The 14,931-nt window shown below is 61.5% G+C and carries 16 protein-coding genes and 4 pseudogenes; 8 read left to right on the top strand and 12 right to left on the bottom strand.

The genetic code is table 11. The features are described 5' to 3' along the window. The coding region (locus RCH09_RS11240) for a helix-turn-helix domain-containing protein (RefSeq protein WP_326941271.1) at positions 1-141 on the bottom strand (141 nt) is incomplete at its 3' end. Between the two features lie 64 nt (positions 142-205). Here RCH09_RS11240 and RCH09_RS11245 point away from each other — a divergent pair. The 5 genes from RCH09_RS11245 to RCH09_RS11265 are packed head-to-tail and all read left to right on the top strand — an operon-like array spanning position 206 to position 3,785. Beyond that, a complete protein-coding gene (locus RCH09_RS11245; RefSeq protein ID WP_326941181.1) occupies positions 206-553 on the top strand; it encodes a hypothetical protein in 348 nt (115 codons plus the stop codon). A gap of 25 nt (positions 554-578) precedes the next feature. Continuing rightward, entirely contained in the window at positions 579-1,286 is a 708-nt protein-coding gene (gene trbF / locus RCH09_RS11250; RefSeq protein WP_322119664.1) for a conjugal transfer protein TrbF, read from the top strand. A gap of 14 nt (positions 1,287-1,300) precedes the next feature. Next, positions 1,301-2,305 carry a P-type conjugative transfer protein TrbG gene (gene trbG / locus RCH09_RS11255; protein WP_326941272.1) on the top strand — a complete coding sequence of 335 codons (1,005 nt, stop codon included), beginning with the start codon at positions 1,301-1,303 and terminating at the stop codon, positions 2,303-2,305. Positions 2,306-2,307: 2 nt separating this feature from the next. After that, a complete protein-coding gene (locus RCH09_RS11260) occupies positions 2,308-3,561 on the top strand; it encodes a TrbI/VirB10 family protein (protein ID WP_326941182.1) in 1,254 nt (417 codons plus the stop codon). Further along, positions 3,558-3,785: a DUF2274 domain-containing protein gene (locus RCH09_RS11265; RefSeq protein ID WP_326941183.1), complete on the top strand. Its 228-nt coding sequence runs from the start codon at positions 3,558-3,560 to the stop codon at positions 3,783-3,785. Before RCH09_RS11260 ends, RCH09_RS11265 begins: the two co-directional genes overlap by 4 nt. Before the next feature lie 9 nt (positions 3,786-3,794). Here RCH09_RS11265 and sdhC read toward each other — a convergent pair. From sdhC to RCH09_RS11290, 6 genes and pseudogenes are all read right to left on the bottom strand, one after another. Continuing rightward, positions 3,795-4,049: pseudogene (gene sdhC, locus RCH09_RS19725) on the bottom strand (succinate dehydrogenase, cytochrome b556 subunit); the annotation flags it as partial. A gap of 170 nt (positions 4,050-4,219) precedes the next feature. Next, a pseudogene (gene trpS / locus RCH09_RS11270) lies at positions 4,220-5,248 on the bottom strand (tryptophan--tRNA ligase). After that, the gene (locus RCH09_RS11275; protein WP_326941184.1) at positions 5,241-5,456 is read right to left on the bottom strand and encodes a DUF2945 domain-containing protein; all 216 of its coding nucleotides are present in this window, start codon (positions 5,454-5,456) and stop codon (positions 5,241-5,243) included. Before RCH09_RS11275 ends, trpS begins: the two are co-directional and overlap by 8 nt. Positions 5,457-5,470: 14 nt before the next feature. Continuing rightward, positions 5,471-7,015, bottom strand: a complete 1,545-nt coding sequence (locus RCH09_RS11280) for an FAD-dependent oxidoreductase (RefSeq protein WP_326941185.1) — start codon at positions 7,013-7,015, stop codon at positions 5,471-5,473. A 47-nt stretch (positions 7,016-7,062) separates the two neighbouring features. After that, positions 7,063-7,275, bottom strand: coding sequence for a hypothetical protein (locus RCH09_RS11285; protein WP_326941186.1), 213 nt, complete (start codon positions 7,273-7,275; stop codon positions 7,063-7,065). A 125-nt stretch (positions 7,276-7,400) separates the two neighbouring features. Then, complete coding sequence (locus RCH09_RS11290) at positions 7,401-7,856, bottom strand: DUF2231 domain-containing protein (protein WP_326941187.1); 456 nt, start codon at positions 7,854-7,856, stop codon at positions 7,401-7,403. A 536-nt stretch (positions 7,857-8,392) separates the two neighbouring features. Here RCH09_RS11290 and RCH09_RS11295 point away from each other — a divergent pair. Further along, positions 8,393-9,052: a uracil-DNA glycosylase family protein gene (locus tag RCH09_RS11295; RefSeq protein ID WP_442785031.1), complete on the top strand. Its 660-nt coding sequence runs from the start codon at positions 8,393-8,395 to the stop codon at positions 9,050-9,052. A gap of 97 nt (positions 9,053-9,149) precedes the next feature. Then, positions 9,150-9,665, top strand: a pseudogene (locus RCH09_RS11300) (DUF488 domain-containing protein). A 113-nt stretch (positions 9,666-9,778) separates the two neighbouring features. Here the strand turns inward: RCH09_RS11300 and RCH09_RS11305 are convergent. Together RCH09_RS11305 and RCH09_RS11310 are read right to left on the bottom strand one after the other, a co-directional pair. Next, positions 9,779-11,494, bottom strand: a complete 1,716-nt coding sequence (locus tag RCH09_RS11305) for a molybdopterin-dependent oxidoreductase (protein WP_326941190.1) — start codon at positions 11,492-11,494, stop codon at positions 9,779-9,781. Beyond that, the gene (locus tag RCH09_RS11310; RefSeq protein WP_326941191.1) at positions 11,491-13,287 is read right to left on the bottom strand and encodes a pyrroloquinoline quinone-dependent dehydrogenase; all 1,797 of its coding nucleotides are present in this window, start codon (positions 13,285-13,287) and stop codon (positions 11,491-11,493) included. The genes RCH09_RS11305 and RCH09_RS11310 overlap by 4 nt, the downstream gene beginning before the upstream one ends. 559 nt (positions 13,288-13,846) lie before the next feature. On the opposite strand from RCH09_RS11310, the gene RCH09_RS11315 reads away from it, so the two are divergent. Further along, a complete protein-coding gene (locus tag RCH09_RS11315) occupies positions 13,847-13,993 on the top strand; it encodes a hypothetical protein (protein ID WP_326941279.1) in 147 nt (48 codons plus the stop codon). Here the strand turns inward: RCH09_RS11315 and RCH09_RS11320 are convergent. The 3 genes and pseudogenes from RCH09_RS11320 to fdxA all read right to left on the bottom strand — a co-directional run. Continuing rightward, a pseudogene (locus RCH09_RS11320) lies at positions 13,972-14,115 on the bottom strand (IS3 family transposase); the annotation flags it as partial. The gene RCH09_RS11315 and the pseudogene RCH09_RS11320 overlap by 22 nt on opposite strands. Then, the gene (locus RCH09_RS11325; protein WP_326941192.1) at positions 14,106-14,528 is read right to left on the bottom strand and encodes a DUF3330 domain-containing protein; all 423 of its coding nucleotides are present in this window, start codon (positions 14,526-14,528) and stop codon (positions 14,106-14,108) included. The pseudogene RCH09_RS11320 and the gene RCH09_RS11325, both read right to left, overlap by 10 nt. Before the next feature lie 68 nt (positions 14,529-14,596). Next, complete coding sequence (gene fdxA, locus RCH09_RS11330) at positions 14,597-14,920, bottom strand: ferredoxin FdxA (RefSeq protein WP_326941193.1); 324 nt, start codon at positions 14,918-14,920, stop codon at positions 14,597-14,599. Between the last annotated feature and the right edge of the window lie 11 nt (positions 14,921-14,931).

Consider the following 14,931-nt stretch of genomic DNA (forward strand, 5'->3'; position numbering starts at 1 on the left):
ATACGCTGGCGGCGCCACGTCCTCCGCTTCGCGAAGCCATCGCCGTATTGTGTTGCGCGACAAGCCCGTGCGCTTGGTAATTTCATGCAACGACAGTTTGTCGCGCAAATGCATCCGCCGTATTCTTCCTAACATTTCCATGGTGATCACCTTTTTATCTCCTGCCTAAAAATTAGGCAGGACAAGTAGAACACCTGGGTCAGTTTTGAATCAGCAGAACCCCTTCAAGTGGGTCACTTTTCGGTCAGCGGCAACAGCCAAGAGCGGCGCCGGTGCTGTCGGCCAGCGCGTCGCAGCCGGTGCGAAAGCGGTCAAGGACCGCGTAGCGAATTTCGTCGCGGAGGCTGCTGCGCCTGCGGCGGCAGCCGGCGCACCCGAATCAGCCGAATCGACTGACGCCAAGCCCCCTGCGGGCGAGCCCGCTTGGGCCAAACAAATGCGGCGCAAACAGCAGGCAAGCAGTGCGGTCTCGACGGCGGCGCACACGTTGCGCTCGGGCGACCACGGTGGCAGCGGCGCCAGCCCGAGCCTGCGCGACGAATCCAGCACTTGACGCCAACCCTTGAGGAGATAAATTCATGCTATTCAAACGACCCCAGGTGCGCTACTCGGAAACGCCCGAGCCTGTCACTCCCTACCAGGCTGCTGCGCAGGTCTGGGACCAGCGTATCGGCAGCGCCCGCGTGCAGGCGAAGAACTGGCGACTGATGGCCTTCGGCTGTCTGTCGCTGGCATTGCTGATGGCGGGCGGTCTGGTGTGGCGCTCAGCGCAATCCATCGTCACGCCGTATGTGGTGGAGGTGGCCGCCGGTGGCCAGGTGCGCGCGGTCGGCGAAGCGGCCACGCCGTACAAGCCGAACGACGCGCAGATTGCCTACCACCTGGCGCGCTTCGTCACCGACGTGCGTTCGCTGTCGATCGATCCGATCGTTGTCCGCCAAAACTGGCTCGAAGCCTACGACTACACGACGGACAAGGGTGCGGCCACGCTGAACGACTACGCACGCACCAACGATCCATTCGCGCGCATCGGCCAGACCTCGACGGCGGTGGAGATCACCAGTGTGGTTCGCGCCAGCGAATCCTCGTTCCAGGTGCGCTGGATCGAGCGCAACTATGCGAACGGTTCGCCCTCGGGCACCGAGCGCTGGACCGCCATGCTGTCCGTGGTGTTGCAGCCGCCACGCACCGAAGAACGGCTGCGCAAGAACCCGCTGGGAATCTATGTCAACGGCCTGTCCTGGAGCCGTGAACTCGACGCAACTGAAGGAGTGAAGAAACCATGAAAACACAAATCCGCATGTACGGTGCTTACGCTTTACCGTTAATCCTGAGCGTCGCCGTGGCAACCATCACCGGCTGCGCCACGCATGGACAGCCGCCACCTGACATCACGTTGGATGAATCTGTCGCCGCGCACGCACTGCCTGAGCCACCCAAACCCATCGAGGTAGTCGAGGTGCCAAAACCGCTGCCGCTACCCGAGCAGTTGAAGTCCTTGCGCAACGCGCCCGAGGACAAACCGGCAACTGAATCACCCGATGAGAAAACGCGCGTGGCGCGCGCCAATGCCGAAGCGCGCGTGGCACCGAGCCGCGAGGGTTATATCAACGCCATCCAGGTCTGGCCTTATGCGGACGGCGCGCTGTATCAGGTCTACACAAGTCCGGGCCGCGTCACTGTCATCGCCTTGCAGCAGGGCGAAGAACTGGTGACGGTCTCGGCCGGTGACACCGTGCGCTGGATCGTCGGCGACACGGCCAGCGGCGCGGGCGCCAGCCTGCGTGTGAACATCCTTGTGAAACCAACGCGCATCGGCTTGAAGACGAACCTGGTCATCACCACCAATCGCCGCACCTACCTGCTTGAACTGTCTTCGACGCCGCAGGCGTGGATGGCGTCCGCATCATGGGACTACCCGAAAGACCGCCTGCTGGCCTTGCAAAAGCAAGCGCAGCAGGCTCAGACGGCAGCGCCGGTGGACTCGGGCTTATCGCTGGAGCAGATCAAGTTCCGCTACGCGATTTCCGGCGACAGCCCGCCGTGGAAGCCGCTGCGCGCCTTCGACGACGGCGAGCGGGTCTACATCCAGTTCCCCGCCGGCATCGCGCAAGGCGAATTGCCGCCGCTGTTCGTGATCGGGGCGCAGGGTGATGGCCAACTCGTGAACTACCGCTTCCGCTCGCCGTACTACGTGGTGGATCGGCTGTTCGGTGCGGCCGAGTTGCGGCTGGGCGCTGACAAGGCCGCTGTTGTTCGCATCGAGCGTACCGATGGCGTGGGCAGCACGGCAAGGAGGCATTGAGCATGAGCACGTCCACCACGCCACCACCAACTGGGTCGAATAAGGCCGACCCGGACACCATGGCTCTGCGCGCTTCGCCGCGCCCGGTCACGCGACTGAACCGGCGCATGCTGGCCGTCCTTGCGGGAACGCTGGGCGCGGTCGTGTTGGGCGGCACACTGTGGTCGCTGCAATCGCACAAACGCGAGCGCAACGCGGCCGCCGAGCTGTACAACGTGGATCGTGTCTCGCATGCCGAGAACCTCGACCAGTTGCCCAAGGACTATTCCAAGGTGCCGGTGGCTGCCAAGCCGGTGCCCGTTTTGGGTGAACCATTGCCGGGCGATTTGGGTCCGGCCATAGTGGCACAGCGTAATGCGGGAGCGCCCGCGCAGACTGGGCGCATTGCACAGCCAGGTGATGCCGACGAGGCGGCACATTCGGGGGTTTTCTTTCGCAGCGGTGCGGTCAAGGCGGCAGCGTCGCCCAATGCGAGTACGGCCATGCCCGAGCCGGTATCGGGCAACCAACCATTCAATCCGATGGCGCCTGCGGTCGCATCGGCGCAACCGACCGACCCAACGGCGGTGCAAAACCGGCAGGATCAGAAGCAGGCATTTGTCGCTACTGGCGGCGACACCGCAACCCGTAATCCGGCCAGCTTGCAACTGCCAGCCTCTCCCTATCAGGTGATGGCGGGCACCATCATTCCGGCAGCGCTGGTGACGGGCATCAACTCCGACCTGCCGGGACAGGTCATCGCCAACGTCACCGAGGCGGTCTACGACACGGCGACAGGTCGCTTCCTGCTGATTCCGCAGGGTTCGCGCCTGATCGGCCGCTACGACAGCCAGGTGTCATTCGGTCAGCGGCGCGTATTACTTGTGTGGACACGGTTGATCCTGCCCGATACCTCATCCATTTCGCTCGACCGCCTGCCCGGCATCGACCCGGCGGGTTATGCCGGACTGGAAGATGGCGTCGATTGGCATTGGGATCGCATCCTCGCCGGTGCTGCGTTGTCCACGCTGCTCGGAGTCGGTGCCGAATTGGCAGCACCAGATCGCACCGGCAGCGATAGCAAGATCATCATCGCCACGCGCCAGAGCGGGCAGGACACAGTGAACCAGGTCGGTCAGGAGATCACCAAACGCAATGTGAGCATCCAGCCGACGCTTACTATCCGGCCTGGCTTTCCGATGCGGGTCATGGTGAACAAGGATCTGATCCTACGGCCGTACCAGCCGCTGTTCTTTCAGAGGGGATCGTCGCAATGAGTACGACCACCACCAAGCTGCGGCTGGGGCCGCTGCCGACCAAGTCTGAGACAGTCAAAATCACCATTGCGCTCACTACCGCGTTGAAGACCGACTTGGAACGCTACGCCGCGCAACATGCTCAGACCTACGGCGAGCCGATTGATGCCACGACGCTGATCCCGCACATGCTCGAAGCGTTCATGGCGCGGGACCGCGGCTTCAAGAAGATCACGGCGAAGTGATGCGGCGACGCCGGCCAGGTTCACGAACCAGGCACTGCGAGGCGCCACCCACATCGGCGAACCGATATCGAAATCGCTCAGCAGGTGGCGCACGCCGCCGAACACGTGGTGGGCGGGCGCCCAGACCGCGATGACCACCGCGGCCTTGAAGGCGAAATTCCCGAACAACGCCGTCACCTGAGCGAAGCCGGCTTCGTCGCGCAGCGAAAGGCCGAGCAGATAGACGGCTGCCGGAACGTTTGCCGCAAGAACGACGCCGCTGATCCGATGTCAGATCGAGGTCAGCGCACCGACCGGCATTTGAATCCTCATCAGGTCGAGAAAAACGGGGCGAGGCGATCGAACCGGCGTGTCCACTCCGACGCCCGCGCCCGGATGCTCTCGGCCCGAGTGGCTGCCCGGAGCGTCGGAATACCTCTGATCGGAGGGCGGCGTCATCTGTACTTCCGCAGATAGTCGAGGTCGAGCGCATCGTGGACCTTCTCCATCGTTTGCCTGGCGATCGCGCGCGAGCGCTCTGCGCCGTGCTCAAGCGCTTCGCGCACCCGCGCCATGTTGCCTGCGAACTGCGCTCGCCGTCGCCGCATCGGCTCGAGCAACTCGTTTAGCACGCGTGTCAGCCGATCCTTCAACTCGGCGTTGCTCACGCCGTGACGTGCATAGCGCTCCTTCAGGTCGCTCACCTCGGCAACGTCGTTGTCCAAGGCATCGAAATAGTCGAAGACCGGATTCGGCTCGACTTCGCCCGGCTCCCTGGCACCGCGCGGCGGGCCGGCGTACATGGCACGCACCTTCTTCGCCACAACGTCGGCGCCGTCCCTCAGGTCGATCGTGTTGCCGCGCGACTTGCTCATCTTCGCGTTGCCGTCGGTGCCCAAGAGACGCGGCACCCGGCCGACGAGCGCTTCGGGCTCCGGGAAGATCGGCTTGAAATCGCGGTTGAAGCGGCGCGCCGTTTCCCGAGCCAGCTCGACGTGCGGCAACTGGTCTGCGCCGACCGGCACGAGATGCGCACGTGACAGGAGGATGTTCGCGACCTGCATCACGGGATAAATGTAGAAAGCGACCGGAACCGATTTCTCTTTCGTAGTCGCGTCTTCGGGAGCCACGATCGCCTTCATCTCGGTCCTCAGTGTTGGGTTGCGTTCGAGCATACCGACGGGAAGGAACCACGCCAGCCACGTTGTCAATTCCGCGTGCTCAGGCACGCCGCTTTCGATGACGAAGCTGGCAGGTTAGGGATCGAGCCCAGCCGCCAGCCAGTCGACCGCTATTTCCCAGACAGCGTTACGCACGCGCGGGAGATCTCCCGCATGGTCCGAGACTTAGTAGTCAGCGATCAGGAAGTAGCAGTCGTAGGTGTCCTGCAACTCGAGCCAGTTTTCGAGAGCGCCCGCGTAATGGCCGAGGTGCAACGGCGCCGTCGGTCTGATCTCCGTCAGAATGCGCTTCTTGTCAGGCATGCGTCTTCTTCAGCGCGCCGCCTTTGTGAATCGCGACGTGATCGGTCTTGTCGCTCTTGATTTCATACTGCGGATCATCGACTGTCGCGTGATGGGTATAGCCCTTGTAATCGCTGTCTCTTGTATGAACCTTGATGATCTTGCCGCTGACATGGCCGGCCTCCGAGTTCCAGGTGACGTGATCTCCAACCTTGAATTTTGCAGTCATGATGGGTGTCCTGGTCATTCTTCGGCGGTCATCGTCCGCTCGAGCTCGACTTCTTCCCGCAATCCCTCGAGATCGCGATTGACGATGGCCACGGCGAGCTTCTTGCCACCGTGGCGATACGTGACCTTGCAGTTTCGCGTTCCAAGGTCGAGTTGCCCGTCGATTTCGGCCTGGTCCCAGCGCTCGGCATGACCCACATACGCGAGGCCGAAATCGTATTGCTCGGTCCAGAAAAATGGCACAGCGTCGAACCGCTCGCGCCGACCGAGCATGTTGCGCGCGGCGGTCTGCCCCTGGCGTTCGGCCAGCACCCAGTGTTCGACGCGGATACGCTCCCCCGTGAGTCGGTCCGGCCAGCGAGCAATGTCGCCGGCCGCGAAGATGCCGGGGACGCTCGTCTCGAGGTATTCGTCGACCGTGACGCCACGATCGACGGCGAGCCCCGCCTGTTCGGCCAATTCGACAAGCGGTCGTACACCGATCCCGATGACGACAAGATCGGCTTGGAGAGTTTCTCCATTCTTCAATCGGACGCTTTGCGCGTCGATCGAAACGGCTGTGGTGCCGAGATGAAACGTCACGCCGTGTTGCTCGTGGAGCTTGCGAATGAAATTCCCGACATCCGCGCCGAGGATTTTCTCCATGGGAACAGCGTCCGGCGCGACCACGTGCACGTCGACATTGCGTGCGCGCAGCGATGCCGCCACTTCGAGGCCGATGAAGCTTGCCCCGATCACCACCGCTCGATGTGAAGTCAAAGCCTTGGCGACGAGCGCGCGGCTGTCGGCGAGCGTGCGCAAGTAGTGGACATGGCCCAGAGTGGCACCCGGTACGTCGAGCTTTATCGGCTCGGCACCGGTGGCGAGCAGCAGCGCGTCATAGCCGTGGCGGCTGCCGTCCGCGAGCTGCACATGTCGGCTCTTCGCGTCGAGGCTGGCAACGGGCGCGTTCAGTTTCAAGTCGATGTCGTGGTCGATGTAAAACGCCCGAGATCGCAGCGAATTCGACTCTGCGGGCGCCGTGCCCGCCAGGAATCCTTTCGAAAGGTTGGGCCGATCACAGGGGACCGACGCATCGGCGCTCAGCATGGTGATGCGGCCGCCATAGCCTTCGCGACGCAGCGTCTCGGCCGCCTCGTTGCCTGCGGCGCCGGCGCCGAGGATGATCACCGCGTGCGGCTTGTCTTCCTTCAGCGGAATTCGTTGGGGTTCTGCACGGGCGAGCTTCTCGCCGACATAGACGCTGCCGTCTCTCTGCTCGACGTTCCAGCAAGAGACCGGGTCGAGCGCTGGGGGGCGCAGTGTCGCGCCGGTGCGCAGGCTGAAACAGGCATGATGCCAAGGGCACCGAACCGTGTCGCCGACGAGCAGCCCGTCGGCGAGCGGGGCGCCGTAATGCGTGCAAATGGCGCCGATGGCAAACAGCTCGTCTCCGCGCCGCGCGAGCAACACAGGTTCATTGTGCGCATGGCCCAAGAGCATCGCGCCGTCTGCGATTCGCGAAAGCGAAACGCCTTTGACGAGGTCAGGTCCGCTAGGTTCGTTCTTTGTATCGCTCATATGATTTTCCCGAGGCGAAAGATGAGTGGAGTACGCGCAGGTGCCACTCATGCGCGCGTGAGCGCCTTGCCTGAGTGGTGCACGATGGCGGGTTCGCCCGGGTGGTGGTCAGTCTCGCGCACGCTGTACATCGTGTTGTCTGGGTTGGTGCCCATCTTGGACACGCCAGTAACCGTGCCATGGCCGATGGCGCTGCGGTAGTGCCATGACACTTTTGTGCCAACGGGGATCGTGTCGAACGCTTCATTCTTAGTAGCCATATTCATCTCTCCTTCGAGGTAGATGTACTTTCACTTTCCAGCCAATTGCCACCGCATGCACCGTTCGATCACCAAGCGCATCTATTGGTCAAGACGGCAAATGGGGGGTGGATCCGAGGCGTCCGCTATTCGTGACCTTCGACGCCTACGCCATAGACATGCACCATCTGGCCACCGAGCCAGCCCGATACGGCGATAAGTGCTACGCCGACAATCGAAAGCAGCACGGGAGTGCTCATGCCTGCGTCCATTGGGGTGGGACCGCTGGCGCGCAGCCAGATGTTTATCGCGTAGAGCACGACTGCGGTGAGATTGATTGCCATGTGGGTCAAGGCGATTTTCTTGACCGGCGGAGCGCCCCCCTTGTAGTAGAGCAGGTCGATAGCTCCAGGTACAGCCGCGCAGAGCGCGCCGATCAAGCCGCCGACCATGGCAATGAACGCGACGTTGGTCCAGATCTCTGAAGAGGCGCCGGCCAGACGGATCAAATCGCAGGCAAGGGAAAAGATCCAAAGTCCGATTGGAAAGACAACCAGCATCCCGTGGATGGGATGCTTGTAGATGCTCGCGGGAGTACGCATGGGATAACCTTCCTTGATCGCCAGAGAATGTTCACTCTCACCTGAGTTCGTCCGACCGGCGTTACGGTTTCGGACACAGTCACCTCATCTCGACGGTTGCGAGCGACAAATAGAGAAGCTGGAACTGCTCAGCGCCACCATTATTTTAAAGACCGTACGCGTGACGCGGATCGCGCGTCTGTGCGCTGCCGCACACAATCGGGTGCTGTGCTTAATTGAATACGGCGATCATTGACCTGCTAGGGGCACTACGGCACCTTAGCGCGCTGCACTGCACCAGCAAACCACATACCCGAGACATGTCCGGCACAACGAGCCTGTTCCGATTCCGATTCCGATTCCGATTCCGAAGCGATTGCGATTGCGATTGCGATCAGGTCGCAATGCTTGATCATCTCGGCTGTCAGCGTGTCACTCGACCCCGAACTCGGACACGTTCGCGAGGTTTTTGCCGTCAACGTGAGATGGTCGGACGGAAGGTTCGACTATACTCATTCGCGTTAACCTGCGCGCACATGAGCCCCCTGAGGGACGCGGTGCCAATCAAGTCACCACCGTCATTTGTGAAATCGCACTCAAACGAGATCGTCAAGACTTCGCCGGTCAAGCTCCACCGGACGCTGGAGGGCCTGCTCACTGCCGTGCGCGCGTGCCGCACGTGCGACGCGCATCTTCCGCTCGGGCCGCGCCCGGTCGTGCAGGCCGGTGCGGCGGCGCGAATTCTCGTCGTCGGACAAGCGCCCGGCGCAAAGGTGCATGTCAGCGGCGTACCGTGGGACGACCGGAGCGGTAAGCGCCTGCGCGATTGGATGGGCATCGATGCCGAGACTTTCTATAACAAGACGCACATCGCGATCTTGCCGATGGGTTACTGCTACCCGGGGCGGGCTGCGAGCGGCGATCTGCCGTCACGGCGCGAATGCGCTGAATTGTGGCTGGACCGCCTGCTTGCCAAGCTGCCGCGCATCGAGCTCACCTTGCTCGTCGGCCAATATGCGCAAACCCACTTCCTGCGCGATAAAGGTCATGTATCGGTGACGGCGACGACGCGAGGCTGGCGTGCGCACGCGCCCGGGATCATTCCGCTGCCGCATCCTTCGCCGCGCAACGTCGCCTGGTTCATGGCCAATCCCTGGTTCGATGATGAACTACTGCCTGTGTTGCGCCGTAGCGTTCGCCAACTCGTTGCCGACTGAGCCGCCGCGCCGTCGACGCGCTGCTCCGACCGCGGCGTTGTCGCGGGCCGTCGCTTCGCCTCAACGATCGTTGGACGACGATGAAAACCGCTGCAGCGTGCTGACCGTCGGCCACTCGACCCGGCCCATCGGGGCGTTCATTGAGTTGCTCGTCGCCCACGGCGTCACGCAATTGGTCGATGTTCGCACCGTGCCGCGCTCGCGCCACAACCCACAGTTCAACAAGGATGCCTTGCCGGCGCCGCTGGCCGCCGCGAACATCGGGTACGCCCACGCAAGCGGCCTCGGCGGCTTTCGGCCGACGACACCGGACTCGCCCAACGCCTCCTAGCGCAACCCGTCGTTTCGTGGTTATGCCGACTACATGCAGACGACCGATTTCGCCGCGAACCTCGCGAGTGTCATCGAGCTCGCCCGAAATGACCGCGTCGCGCTGATGTGCGCCGAAGCGGTACCCTGGCGCGGCCACCGCTCGCTGATCGCCGACGCCTTGCTCGTGCACGGAATCGCCACATGCGAGATCGTCAGTCCGAACCGCCTGCAGCCGCACAAGCTGACTCCGTTTGCCCGCGTCCAGGGCGAGCGAATCACCTACCCGTTCGCCGAGCCGTAGATGGGGTCGCCGATGGCCGAACACGACGTACGCCAGCGATAGCCCGCGCTACATGGGTTCGACCGTTCAGGATCGCGTCTGCCGGGTCCGGAGAGCATCTCCTCGAACACCCATCAGATCGGCACCCGGTAGCCGTAGAACTCGTGATCCTCGTTGTAGCCGCCCTCGCCCGCTCCCAGATCGGCATAGTCGTGCACGAGCTCGATGGCTGCGATCCACTTGACCATCTTGAAGCCGACCTCGTTCTCGCAGCGCAGGCGCAGCGGCGCGCCGTGCAGCACGCTGACAGGTGCGCCATTCATCTCGTAGGCGAGGATCGTCAGCGCGTGGCGCATGTTGGCCAGGCTGTGGGTGTCGTAGTAGCGGCCGCCGTCGCCACCGTCGGCGAGCGAGTAGAGCACAACATAGCGTGCCTCGGCCGTCGGCTTGACGAGGTCGAGGATGTCGCGCACTGGCACGCCGCCCCACTTGGCGACGCCCGACCAGCCCTGGATGCAGAAGTGCGTCGTGATCTGCTCCTGCTTTGGCATCGCCTTCAGCTCGGCGAGCGATAGCTCGACCGGGTTCTCGACCAGGCCGCCGACCCGGAGCCGGTAGCCGGCAAAGTCGGTTGCGACGAGCGCATCGAACTCGGCCGACTTCGGCATCGTGCCGTTGGGCCAGAAGTGAGGCGAGATGTCTTGCTCGGTGAGTTGGCTCTTCGCGTCCCACGACTGGGTCGCCGCACCGAACGGCCGGCTCATGAATTCACCGATTCTTTGCACCAGTCGCGCATGGCGCAAGGTGAACGGCGAGGCCCACCACCAAGCGACTGCCACCAGCAAAATGGCCGGGACGAAGATCGCAAAGCCACTCCAGGAGTTGTCGTGCACCCCCGCCCACATCATGTTGAGGTTGACGCGAGCGTCGGTAACGAAGACGAGCGTCACATGGGCCAGGATGAAGAGCAAGAACCACCAGAGCGCGATGAAATGGATCGAGCGGGCCTTTTGCCGGTTCAGCACCCGGCCGAACCAGCCGAGCCGGTTCGAGATCGCCGGGCTTTGCATCAAGCCGGTGATGATCGATGTAGGCGCGGCAATAAAGACGGTGATGAAGTAGGCAAGCTGCTGCATGCCGTTGTAGCGCGTCCAGCTCTCGTCGACAGGAAACGTGAGCGAGAGGTATTGCAGCGCCGTCGAGACGGCGTTCGGAAAGACGTCCCATGTCGTCGGGACGATGCGCAGCCACTGGCCGGTGGCGAACAGAAGAACGTAGTAGACAATGCCGTTGATCATCCAAAGTAGCGTCACCGAGAAGTGCCACCAGCGCGCCAAGCCGATCGAGTGGCGGATGCCAGGAATACCGAGCCAGGAAGGCAAGGTGACCGAGTCGTCCTTCGCCGTCCAGATCCGGCCGGTCGGCACTGCGGTCTGGAAGCGAAACCATTCGGTCCCGGGCGTGCAGTCGCGCTTCCAGTAGAGCCGCGGATGGTCGGCAAGAATCTGCACTCCGGCACGGATGATGAAGGCCATGAAAAACAGGTTGAGGAAATGCAGCAATCTCAACCAGCCTGGGAACCCGGTCGTGACCGGCAGCGCGGAGGTCGGAATGCCTGGGTAGCGCATCAGGAATTCCTGCACAACCGGGACTTGTCGCAAAGCTTGAGATACGGCCACGCCGATCACGAGCAGCACGAAAATCAGCGGCAAAGCCCAGAGGACATTGACCCAATGCCGGCCGAACCGAACCTTCGGCACGACGCCGGCCTGCGGCGGCAGCCAATGGTTCAAACGGACGCGGTCGTCGGCGGCGCTGAGCGCTCCCTCAAGAGGATCATGCGTGCTCACTGACGAGCGCCCCCGAGCCCCAGAATGACGATTTTCCCGGTCACAACTTCAGTCGGCCAAAGAATGGAAGTGAAGCCTACTGCGACCGCGACCTTCTGGTCGCCGTTCGCAGTGTAGGTGATGACTCCCCCGCCGATCGCGCCGCCAATTTTCTGCCCCCATAGCCGTTGGCCAGTGGCGGCATTCAGCGCATAAAAATTTCCGCCCATGTCGCCGAAGAAGACGAGCCCTCCAGCGGTGGGGGTCATGCCACTCAGGATCGGGTAATTCGACTTCAGCCGCCACTTCCACACGCCGGTGTCAGCGTCGACTGCGTAGACCCATCCCGCCCACTGCCCGAACGAGTCGGGTTTGCCATAGGTGTCATAAGGATTGTGCGTCGCCATTGCGGACCATGGCTGGCCGGGGGTCACCTTCTGAATCTCTTCGTCCTTCTGCAGCGTCACCGTGGCGCACCAATCGACTTCTCCGATCAGGATGAGATTGGTCGCCGGGTCGTAGGCGGGACCATTCCATTCCGCTCCGCCCACCGTGCCCGGGCAGAAACGGACGGGCTTCCCGACCGCAAAAGTTGCGTCCACGTTCTCGACGCGAGTAACCGGCGTGCGGTACAGCAGAGCATTGGTGGCCAGATCAAAGCCATAGAGGTGGCCATCTTTGGGTGCGACCGACAGCAGTCTCTTGCCACCTCGAGTACGTATCAAGGCAGGCGCGGTGGATACGTCCCAGTCGTGCCAGTCCTTGGGTACGAGCTTGAAATGGTTCTTATAGGCTCCGGATTTGGCATCGAGGACGACGACCGAGCCGGAATACAGATTCCCGCCCTCGCGCGGACCGCTTGCGAAGTCGGGCGCGGGATTACCGCCAGGGATGTACAACTCCCCAGTGGTCGGGTCTAGCGTGTAGGAGGTCCACGTAGCTCCACCGGTGATTGGAATGCCCGAGGCGTTTCGCCAAGTTGTCAGTTCGAGCGGCGTCGCGCCTTGCGGACCGCGGGTCAGGTCGCCCTCCGTCTTCGGGACCAGATAGAACTCCCAGACAATCTTGCCGGTCTTCGCCTCGAGCGCATACATGCGCCCTTTCACGCCCTTGTTGTCTCCGCCGGCATTGCCGATGAAGACCAGTCCGTTCCACGCGATCGGCGCGGCAGGTGTCGACTCGCCGAGCTTCGGGTTCGCGATGGTCGTTTCCCAGACCCGTTTGCCGGTCTTGAAGTCGTACGCCAGCACCCGCCCGTCCTCGGTGCCGCGAAACAGCAGGCCGTCCAGGTAGGCGGCGCCGCGGTTGACCGCCAAGACGCTGGCCGGAATGTAATCCTCGTGCGTCCGCCAGTTCTCGCGGCAGGTCGCAGGATCCAGCGAGAAAATGTCGTGTTCCGTGGTTCCGATCATGGAACCATTGACAACGATCAAGCCGGGTTCGAAGGCGGTGTATTGCCGGGTATCATAGGTGCAGAGAACGTCTAGCCGGCCAATGTTGGCCGTGGTGAGCTGATTGAGCGGCGAGTTGCGTTCCGACGTGAGCGTTTTGTTGTAACTCGGCCAGTCATCGGCGCTTACCGCCGGCAGGGACGCCGCTGTCGACGCATTCATCTGGACCTCTGCACTCGTCGACGCCGCCGCCTCTTCTGTAGTCGTTGTGCCAGTCGGAGCGTTCAACGTCCGCACGAAATTGATCGCCATGCCGGCCAGCGGCACTGCTTTGTCCCAATACGCGTAGATCACGCCGGCTGCGCTCGCGCTGACGATGAGCAGGACGCCAGCAGCAAGGATGATCTTGTTCTTGAGTTCCACAGGTTTTCCTTCGCGTCTCAGAGACTACCTGGCCGGGCCAGGAGCATCCGTCAGGCTATGCCTCCGACCATCACTGTGCACCCGCAGGGCCCGCGCCGTCTGTTCGGTAACGCACTATTGATCTTTCGCTAAATCATGACCGCTGACGATGTATTGCGTTGTACAGCGGCCAAGGTCGCTACGCGTCACCGTCAGTCGGTTTGTCTGCATGTGCCACGCGCGCCGCAGAGCACCGAGCAACTGCCCTCACACGTCCGAACTCGCTACGACATCGAATGTCGCAGATCCTTTCGCGCAAAGGCACCCGCTCTGCTCGAACCGTCGAACCATTAAACGATCAGCGCTGAACGTAAATATTCATCGCTGTACTCCCCTCTTAGCCGACTTTCGCCGGAGCAGGTTTGCTCATACTCACGGCGCCCCCAAACTTGTGATGCTTAAAACGGTGCCGTTTCGGTGCCGCTTCGAACCGTAACGATCGGCCGATCCTGATTCGCGTGTACCGCGCTGACGGCCCATTGAAATGGACTGAATCGAGAAATCACAAGAGGGGTAGCGCATGGTGCCGACCGGCGTGCTGATTGGCCAGATCACAATGGTTTTCGCCACCACTTTGCTGGGGCTATGGAGTGCCACCCAGTGGACTAAGCTTTCCTCGATATTTCGTCTGCCATCAGATGATTTTTATGCTGCCAGCTTTTCCTGATTTTGATCACCCCTCCAGCGATGGAGATACTGGATCGGTGATTGATAGCCGAGCGTTGAGTGCTGGCGGATTCGGTTATAAAAGACTGCGATATATTCAAAGCTCGCGGCCCTCATTTCAGCATGGGTAGCGTAGTGCATGCCGTGGGTGTAGTCACCGTAGTTGCGACATGTTGACTTGATTTGCTCGCAACAGCGCAAGAAAAATTGATCGCTATTGGATCGCTGGCAGGGAACGATTCCGTCAACGCTTCATCAAGGGCTGCGTCCAAATGTTTTAATTTCAGTTCGTTGGCCGTGTCATTCTCGCTCGTGTCAGTCAGCGTTAGATTTAAAGTCGGTGCATCAGCCTTCGAAGACGGGAGTTCAGGTATCTCTGCCTGTGCTGCCCACTTCGCATAACATTGCAACCCACAGAAGTAGGCTACATAATCAACCGCCTCGGCCACCTTTGCTTCGGACAGCGGCACCTCCTTTCGGCATTGTGCGCATGGAATTGTTGTCATATTGGCATCTTTTTTGTTCTGTGACATCATGTTTCTCCAGTAGCGATGGAGCCATAGCGTCCTTACGTATGGGCTGGTTGCAAGCAATGAACAATCCGTTAGCGCATCAACAGGTAGTATTTATCCTTGATCTTGGCCCACTCGTCCGAATCGGGCGGAGCAGCCTTCCTCTTAATGATCGGTTTCCAGCTGCGTGCTAGTTCGAGGTTGAGCGCAATAAAACGCGTCTGATCTTGTGGGACGTCATCTTCTGCAAAAATCGCGTCAACCGGGCATTCCACAACGCACAACATGCAATTGATGCAATCATCCGGTTCGATTGCCAGGAAATTCGTCCCCTCGCGGAATGCATCAGTCGGGCAAACGTCTACGCAATGCGTGTATTTGCATTTGATGCAGCTTTCGGTCACGACGAATGTCATGCAATTTCTTT

This window comes from Actimicrobium sp. GrIS 1.19, assembly GCF_035984655.1.
Taxonomy (GTDB): Bacteria; Pseudomonadota; Gammaproteobacteria; order Burkholderiales; family Burkholderiaceae_D; genus Actimicrobium.

Bases quoted from the DNA above. Each gene is read 5' to 3' on its own strand.
- RCH09_RS11315 (WP_326941279.1), top strand. From the start codon at position 13,847: ATGGTGCCGACCGGCGTGCTGATTGGCCAGATCACAATGGTTTTCGCC.
- trbF (WP_322119664.1), top strand. From the start codon at position 579: ATGCTATTCAAACGACCCCAGGTGCGCTACTCGGAAACGCCCGAGCCT.
- RCH09_RS11260 (WP_326941182.1), top strand. From the start codon at position 2,308: ATGAGCACGTCCACCACGCCACCACCAACTGGGTCGAATAAGGCCGAC.
- RCH09_RS11265 (WP_326941183.1), top strand. From the start codon at position 3,558: ATGAGTACGACCACCACCAAGCTGCGGCTGGGGCCGCTGCCGACCAAG.
- trbG (WP_326941272.1), top strand. From the start codon at position 1,301: ATGTACGGTGCTTACGCTTTACCGTTAATCCTGAGCGTCGCCGTGGCA.
- RCH09_RS11325 (WP_326941192.1), bottom strand. From the start codon at position 14,528: ATGATGTCACAGAACAAAAAAGATGCCAATATGACAACAATTCCATGC.
- RCH09_RS11275 (WP_326941184.1), bottom strand. From the start codon at position 5,456: ATGACTGCAAAATTCAAGGTTGGAGATCACGTCACCTGGAACTCGGAG.
- RCH09_RS11280 (WP_326941185.1), bottom strand. From the start codon at position 7,015: ATGAGCGATACAAAGAACGAACCTAGCGGACCTGACCTCGTCAAAGGC.
- fdxA (WP_326941193.1), bottom strand. From the start codon at position 14,920: ATGACATTCGTCGTGACCGAAAGCTGCATCAAATGCAAATACACGCAT.
- RCH09_RS11290 (WP_326941187.1), bottom strand. From the start codon at position 7,856: ATGCGTACTCCCGCGAGCATCTACAAGCATCCCATCCACGGGATGCTG.
- RCH09_RS11285 (WP_326941186.1), bottom strand. From the start codon at position 7,275: ATGGCTACTAAGAATGAAGCGTTCGACACGATCCCCGTTGGCACAAAA.